The sequence below is a fragment of the Sphaerisporangium sp. NPDC049002 genome (assembly GCF_040649355.1).
GTDB lineage: Bacteria > Actinomycetota > Actinomycetes > Streptosporangiales > Streptosporangiaceae > Sphaerisporangium.
Genome location: NZ_JBEZFH010000089.1, coordinates 21,225 through 27,631 on the forward strand (window position 1 = coordinate 21,225; position 6,407 = coordinate 27,631).

Below are 6,407 nucleotides of genomic sequence, written 5' to 3' on the forward strand. Positions count from 1 at the left end.
CCAGGCGGGAGGTGAGGGAGACGGCCGTTACTCCGGTGCAGGTGACGGGCACGGTGCTGACGACGCGTCGTGTCGACGCGTATCACGCGCTGACCGTGGTGGCGCCCGGCATCGCCGAGCGCTTCCGTCCCGGCCACTTCGTCTCCGTGGCCGTCGGCGGGCCGCACACCTCCATGCCGACGCGCCGGGTCTTCTCCGTGCACGACGTCAAGCCCGACTACGGCGGCACGGTGGAGCTCGTCTTCGCCGTGCGCGGCCGGGGCACCGCGTGGCTCGCCGAGCGCAAGGCCAGGGACAGCCTCGACCTGGTCGGCCCGCTCGGCCGCCCGTTCCCCGTGCCGCGCGACCCGTGCGCGTGCGTGCTCGTCGGCGGTGAGTACGGCTCGGCGTCGCTGTTCGCCCTGGCCGACACGCTGCAGCAGCGCGGGTGCCGGGTCGACTTCGTGCTCGGGGCCGCCTCGGCCGACCGGGTGTTCGGCGCGCTGCGCGCCCGGCGCATGGGCGAGACCACGACGCTCACCACCGAGGACGGCTCGCTCGGCCTGCGCGGCCGCGTCACCGACGCCCTGCCCTCGGTGATCGCCGACGCGCGCGCCGACGTGGTCTACGCGTGCGGCCCTATGGCGATGCTGCGCGGCGTGACCGCCGTCGCCGTCGAGTTCGACATCCCGGTCCAGGTCTCCGTCGAGGAGTCGATGGCGTGCGGGTACGGCGTCTGCATGACGTGCGTGCTTCCTGTCATGGGCGACGACGGCGTCACCCGCATGGTGCGATCCTGCGTGGAGGGGCCGGTGTTCCGCGGCGAGCGGGTGCGGTTCGAGGACATCGGCACCATCCCGTTCGACGCCCTGGGAGCGCCTGGGGGACGAGCACAGGAGGGAGGTGTTCACACCCGAAATGTCAGTTGACATGCGGACGTACCTCGCGCACGTCGAACTGGCCAACCCGATCACCACGGCCGCCGGGTGCGCCGCCTCCGGCGCCGAGCTCTCCCAGTTCTTCGACCTCGCCCGCCTCGGCGCCGTCGTGACCCAGTCGATCACCATGGCGCCCAGGGCCGGGCGGCCCACCCCCCGGATGGCCGAGACTCCCTCGGGCATGCTGAACGCCGTGGGGCTCCAGGGGCCGGGCGTGGACGCCTTCCTCGAACACGAGCTGCCCCGCCTGGTCGAGCGAGGGGGGCGCGCGGTGGTGTCGGTCGCCGGGGGCAGCGTCGCGGAGTACACCGCGCTCGCGCGCAGGCTGGCCGACGCGCCGGGAGTGGCCGCGATCGAGGTGAACCTGTCCTGCCCGAACGTCGAGGACCTCGGGCGGGTGTTCGCCCGCGACCCCGCCGCCTCCGCCGAGGTCGTCGCCTCGGTGCGGGCCACCATGCGCTACGACGTCCCCGTGGTGGCCAAGCTCGCCCCCGACGTGGCCGACATCGTCGCCGTGGCCCGCGCGTGCGTGGACGGCGGCGCCGACGCGCTCGCCATGATCAACTCGCCCCTCGGCATGAGCATCGACGTCGACACCATGCGCCCCTCGCTCGCCGCCGGCACCGGCGGGCTCTCGGGGCCCGCCATCAGGCCGCTCGCCGTGCGCTGCCTGTGGCAGGTGCACGCCGCGCTGCCCGGCGTCCCCATCGTCGGCATGGGCGGCGTCATGACCGGGCGCGACGCCCTGGAACTGATCCTCGCGGGCGCCTGCGTCGTCTCGGTGGGCACCGCGCTGTTCAACGACCCCTACGCCTGCCTGCGGATCCTGCGGGAGCTCGAAGACCTGCTCAAGGAGGGGGGCTTCGAGCGCCTGGCCGACGCCGTCGGGCTGGCCCACCGACCACCCGGGGCCGGGCCCCGGCACCGAATCGACCTGGAGGAGAGCTCTCTGTGACGTCCGCACCCATCGCCGTCGCCCTGGACGCACCCGATCTGGAGACGGCGGCCCGCTGGGCGGCCCTGGTCACTCCGCACGTGAGCACCGTGAAGGTCGGCCTCGAACTCTACCTGCGCTACGGCCCCGATGTGATCGCTTCGGTGAGGGGGGCCACCGGCATCCAGGTCTTCCTCGATCTCAAGCTCCACGACATCCCGAACACCGTCGCGGGAGCGGCCCGTGCCGTGGCCCGGCTCAAGCCCGCCATCCTGACCGTCCACGCGGCCGGAGGGCGCGCCATGATCCAGGCCGCGGTGGAATCGGCCCCGAACGCCGTCATCGCCGCCGTGACGGCCCTCACGTCGCTCTCAGAGGCCGATCTGGAGCGCATCGGTGTGAGGGGACCCGCCGGGGACGCCGTGCGCCGTCTGGCCGTGGAGGCCGTCGGCGCGGGCGCCCAGGCCCTCGTGTGCTCGCCGCGCGAGGTCGCCGCGGTGCGCGCGGAGGTCGGGCCCGGCATCACGCTGATCACCCCGGGGGTCCGGCCCGCCGGTTCGGACACCCAGGATCAGGCAAGAGTAGCGACTCCCGAGCAGGCTATCGCCGACGGGGCCGATCTACTCGTGATCGGCCGCCCGATCACCGGATCGGCCGACCCGGGAGCCGCCGCCGCGGGCATCGCCGCGGCCATCCGCCGCGTCCTTTCGGGCTGAATGCGAAGTTCATCCCTTCGCGTTCCGCGGGCCTCCCGCGGCTCCTCCGGGGCCGCGCGGGGGCCCGCGCCGCGTCCGGGGGACTAGCCCGGGTGGCCCCGCGCGCCGCCGCGGTGACTAGCCCGTGAGGGGCCTGTACAGGCGCATTTTGTCGACGCACTGCGATATCTCGAACACGAAGAGTAGTGAAATGGATTTTGTGAGGGGAGAAACTGGTCTTGACGTTGCTTGAAGGCCGAAGACCAGCTAGTTTCCCCTCCCGTCCGAGTACATCGACAGAAATTCGAGGTGACCCGGCGTGGCTCTTCCTCCCCTGACCCCCGAGCAGCGCGCCGCAGCCCTGGAGAAGGCTGCCAAGGCCCGCAAGGAGCGTGCCGAGGTCAAGAACCGGCTGAAGCACGGCGCGGTTTCTCTGGCTGAGGTGCTCAAGGATGGTCAGACCGACGACGTCATCGGCAAGATGAAGGTGTCGGCGCTTTTGGAGTCGCTCCCCGGCGTGGGCAAGGTCCGCGCCAAGCAGCTCATGGAGCGGCTCGGTATCGCCGAGTCCCGTCGCGTACGGGGCCTCGGCGCGAACCAGCGCGCAGCTCTGGAGCGCGAGTTCGGCGGCGCCGAGAGCTGATCTCGGTCCGTACGAACAAGATCAACGGGGGTGTGGTGTGACCGGTACGTCCTGGCCCGAAGAGGGCGGAGCCCACGAGGCGCCCGTTTTCGGGGGGCCTGGGGCCCGTGGCGGTGACTCCATGCCTCCATCCGGGAGTCCGGAGGCGACCGTGGTCTCCTCCGGACCGACGGGAAACCGCCTCACGGTCCTCTCCGGGCCGTCGGGCGTGGGCAAGTCCACGGTCGTCGCCGAGCTTCGGCGGTCCCACCCAGAGGTGTGGCTGTCGGTCTCGGTGACCACCAGGACGCCCCGTCCGGGCGAGACGCACGGTGTCGAGTACTATTTCGTCACCGGCGACGAGTTCGACCGCATGATCGCCGATGGCGAGCTGCTCGAATGGGCCGAGTTCGCCGGCAACCGGTACGGGACGCCCCGCGTGCCCGTGGAGCGGAAGCTCGCCCATGGCGTGCCGACGCTGCTGGAGATCGACCTGCAGGGCGCCCGGCAGGTGCGTGAGACCATGCCCGAGGCTCTGCTCGTCTTCCTGGCCCCGCCGAGCTGGGAAGAGCTGGAGAGCCGCCTGCGTGGTCGCGGCACCGAGCCCGAGGACGTCATCGAGCGCCGTCTCGCCGCGGGCCGCGTCGAGCTGGCCTCCGAGAAGGAGTTCGATCTCACGCTCGTCAACACGGCCGTCAAGGAAGTGTGCGGCCGGCTGATAGCCTTGATGAAGTGAAGATCGGCCTGGCCTGTGCGAGTCGGCCCTGCCGATTCCCCTTGGTATCCTTCGAGGCCAAGACCCAAGACTCGCCATCCGACTGAGAGGCCGACGACGTGGCAGGCACTGCCCCGGTTGCCGAAGGCATCACCAACCCGCCGATCGACCAGCTGCTTGAGGTCGTCGACAGCAAGTACAGCCTGGTCATCATGGGCGCGAAGCGGGCGCGCCAGATCAACGCCTACTACTCCCAGCTGGGCGAGGGCCTCCTGGAGTACGTCGGTCCCCTCGTGGAGACCCACGCGCAGGAGAAGCCCCTGTCCATCGCGCTGCGCGAGGTCTCCGAAGGTCTGCTCACCTCCGAGCCGATCGAGGGCTGACCGGCCCCCTTCCTGCGGACGACGTGATGGCGAGCCAGGTCCGCGCGAGGCCGGGAGTCGTTCTCGGCGTCGGCGCGGGCATCGCCGCTTACAAGGCCTGCGAGCTGCTGCGGCTGTTCACCGAGTCGGGGCACGAGGTCCGGGTCGTCCCGACCCGTGACGCTCTGCGCTTCGTCGGCGAGCCCACCTGGGCCGCCCTGTCCGGCAACCCCGTGACCAGTGAGGTCTGGGAGTCCGTCCACGAGGTGCCCCACGTCCGCATCGGCCAGGGCGCCGACCTGGTCGTGGTCGCGCCCGCGACCGCCGACATCCTCGCAAAGGCCGCGCACGGCCTCGCCGGAGACCTGCTCACCAACACCCTGCTCACCGCGCGCTGTCCCGTGGTCTTCGCCCCCGCCATGCACACCGAGATGTGGGAGCACCCCGCCACCCGCGCGAACGTCGCGACGCTGCGCGAGCGGGGGTCGCTGGTCATCGACCCGGCCGTGGGCCGGCTGACCGGCGCGGACACCGGGCCCGGCCGCCTTCCCGACCCCCAGCAGATCTTCGAGGTCTGCCGCCGCGTGCTGGCCGGGCGCGAGCGCGACCTCGCCGGCCGCCGCGTCGTGGTCTCGGCCGGGGGCACGCGCGAGGCGATCGACCCGGTCCGCTTCATCGGCAACCGCTCCTCGGGCCTCCAGGGGTACGCCCTGGCCCGCACGGCCGTGGCGCGCGGCGCCGAGGTCATCCTGGTCGCGGCCAACGTCGCGCTGCCCGACCCCGCCGGGGTCACGATGGTGCGCGTGGAGTCCACGCTCGACCTGCGCGCCGCCGTCCTCGCGGCCGCCGAGGGCGCCGACGCGGTGGTCATGGCGGCGGCCGTCGCCGACTTCCGGCCCGCCGCCCGGAGCGACTCGAAGATCAAGAAGACGTCCGGCGAGCCCGAGCCCATCCATCTCACGAAAAATCCCGACATCCTTGCCGAGCTGTGCGACCGGCGGAGGGAGGGGCGGAAGCCCGCTCCCGAAGTGATCGCCGGATTCGCCGCCGAGACCGACGACGTGCTCGCCAACGGCCGGGCCAAACTCGCCCGAAAGGGCTGTGACCTGCTCGTCGTCAACCAGGTGGGCGAGCGGCTCGCCTTCGGCACGCCCGACAACGCCGCGGTGATCCTGGTGGCCGGCGCCGAGTCCGTGGAGGTCCCGCGCGGCCCGAAGGAAGCCCTGGCCGACACCGTCTGGGACCTGGTCGCCGCGCGGCTGGCCTGAGCGGGCCGACAGCGGCCTCGGGGCGCTTGCTGGGAGGCGCCAACCGGCGGATACTCCAGGAGCAGGCCGCAGTGAGAGGGCTGAGACTATGCCGGTGACCGCCGCCATCAGAGGACGCTGCCGCGCTCTGCTGTCCCCCGGCGAGAGCGTCCACTACGTCTTTCCCGTCACGCTGGTCGGTTCGAGCGGCGTGGCCAACTACATGATCGTGGTTTCCGACCGGTCCATCACCGTGCTGGCCACGAAGGTGTTCAGCCGGTACGAGCCCGCCGCCGTGTGGGCGACCTACCCCCGGCGGACTCGCCTCGGCCCGCTGAGCTCCGGCGCCGGGCCCACGATCGAATTGGGTGGTACGGTTTTCGAGGTCGACGATGAGTACGTCGCTGTCGTCGGGGCCGCGGACGCCGAGGCGTTCTCCCCGGGCGACCTGCCGAGGGATCCGCTTCCCGATCTCTAGGCCGTCGGCCACGACCATCTGACAAGGCGGTTGAGCGACGCCGCTTAAGGTGAGGCTAGACTCGGCGGAGCGCTTTGGCCGTCTCACGCCAAGCCCACGACGTCAGCAGCCGCTGCATGAGGAGCCACTGAGTTGTCCCGCCGCCTGTTCACTTCCGAGTCGGTTACCGAGGGCCACCCCGACAAGATCGCCGACCAGATCAGTGACGCCATCCTCGACGCCATGCTCAAGGACGATTCCACGAGCCGGGTCGCGGTCGAGACGATGATCACCACCGGTCAGGTGCACGTCGCCGGTGAGGTGACGACCGACACCTACATCGACATCCCGGGCGTCATCCGCGAGAAGATCCTTGAGATCGGCTACGACGCCTCCCACAAGGGCTTCGACGGCGCCTCGTGTGGCGTGTCGGTGTCCATCGGCGCGCAGTCGCCCGA

At 71.5% G+C, this 6,407-nt stretch carries 9 protein-coding genes; all 9 read left to right on the forward strand.

Features of this window, described 5'->3' with window-relative positions:
- Positions 1-11 precede the first annotated feature (11 nt).
- Entirely contained in the window at positions 12-908 is an 897-nt protein-coding gene (locus tag AB0B89_RS19030; RefSeq protein WP_358554114.1) for a dihydroorotate dehydrogenase electron transfer subunit, read from the forward strand.
- On the forward strand, positions 898-1,872 hold the full coding sequence (locus AB0B89_RS19035) for a dihydroorotate dehydrogenase (RefSeq protein WP_358554117.1): 975 nt from the start codon (positions 898-900) through the stop codon (positions 1,870-1,872). The genes AB0B89_RS19030 and AB0B89_RS19035 overlap by 11 nt, the downstream gene beginning before the upstream one ends.
- Positions 1,869-2,567 (forward strand): orotidine-5'-phosphate decarboxylase, encoded by a 699-nt coding sequence (pyrF, locus tag AB0B89_RS19040; RefSeq protein ID WP_358554120.1) that lies wholly within the window; start codon positions 1,869-1,871, stop codon positions 2,565-2,567. Before AB0B89_RS19035 ends, pyrF begins: the two co-directional genes overlap by 4 nt.
- A gap of 298 nt (positions 2,568-2,865) precedes the next feature.
- A complete protein-coding gene (gene mihF / locus AB0B89_RS19045) occupies positions 2,866-3,189 on the forward strand; it encodes an integration host factor, actinobacterial type (protein ID WP_114031276.1) in 324 nt (107 codons plus the stop codon).
- A gap of 121 nt (positions 3,190-3,310) precedes the next feature.
- A complete protein-coding gene (gmk, locus tag AB0B89_RS19050; protein ID WP_358554122.1) occupies positions 3,311-3,904 on the forward strand; it encodes a guanylate kinase in 594 nt (197 codons plus the stop codon).
- A gap of 98 nt (positions 3,905-4,002) precedes the next feature.
- Positions 4,003-4,266 (forward strand): DNA-directed RNA polymerase subunit omega, encoded by a 264-nt coding sequence (gene rpoZ / locus AB0B89_RS19055; protein ID WP_203982740.1) that lies wholly within the window; start codon positions 4,003-4,005, stop codon positions 4,264-4,266.
- A 26-nt stretch (positions 4,267-4,292) separates the two neighbouring features.
- Positions 4,293-5,513, forward strand: coding sequence for a bifunctional phosphopantothenoylcysteine decarboxylase/phosphopantothenate--cysteine ligase CoaBC (gene coaBC / locus AB0B89_RS19060; RefSeq protein ID WP_358554127.1), 1,221 nt, complete (start codon positions 4,293-4,295; stop codon positions 5,511-5,513).
- Between the two features lie 88 nt (positions 5,514-5,601).
- Positions 5,602-5,970 carry a hypothetical protein gene (locus AB0B89_RS19065; RefSeq protein ID WP_358554130.1) on the forward strand — a complete coding sequence of 123 codons (369 nt, stop codon included), beginning with the start codon at positions 5,602-5,604 and terminating at the stop codon, positions 5,968-5,970.
- Between the two features lie 132 nt (positions 5,971-6,102).
- A partial coding sequence (locus tag AB0B89_RS19070) for an S-adenosylmethionine synthetase N-terminal domain-containing protein (protein WP_358554133.1) occupies positions 6,103-6,407 on the forward strand: 305 nt, incomplete at its 3' end.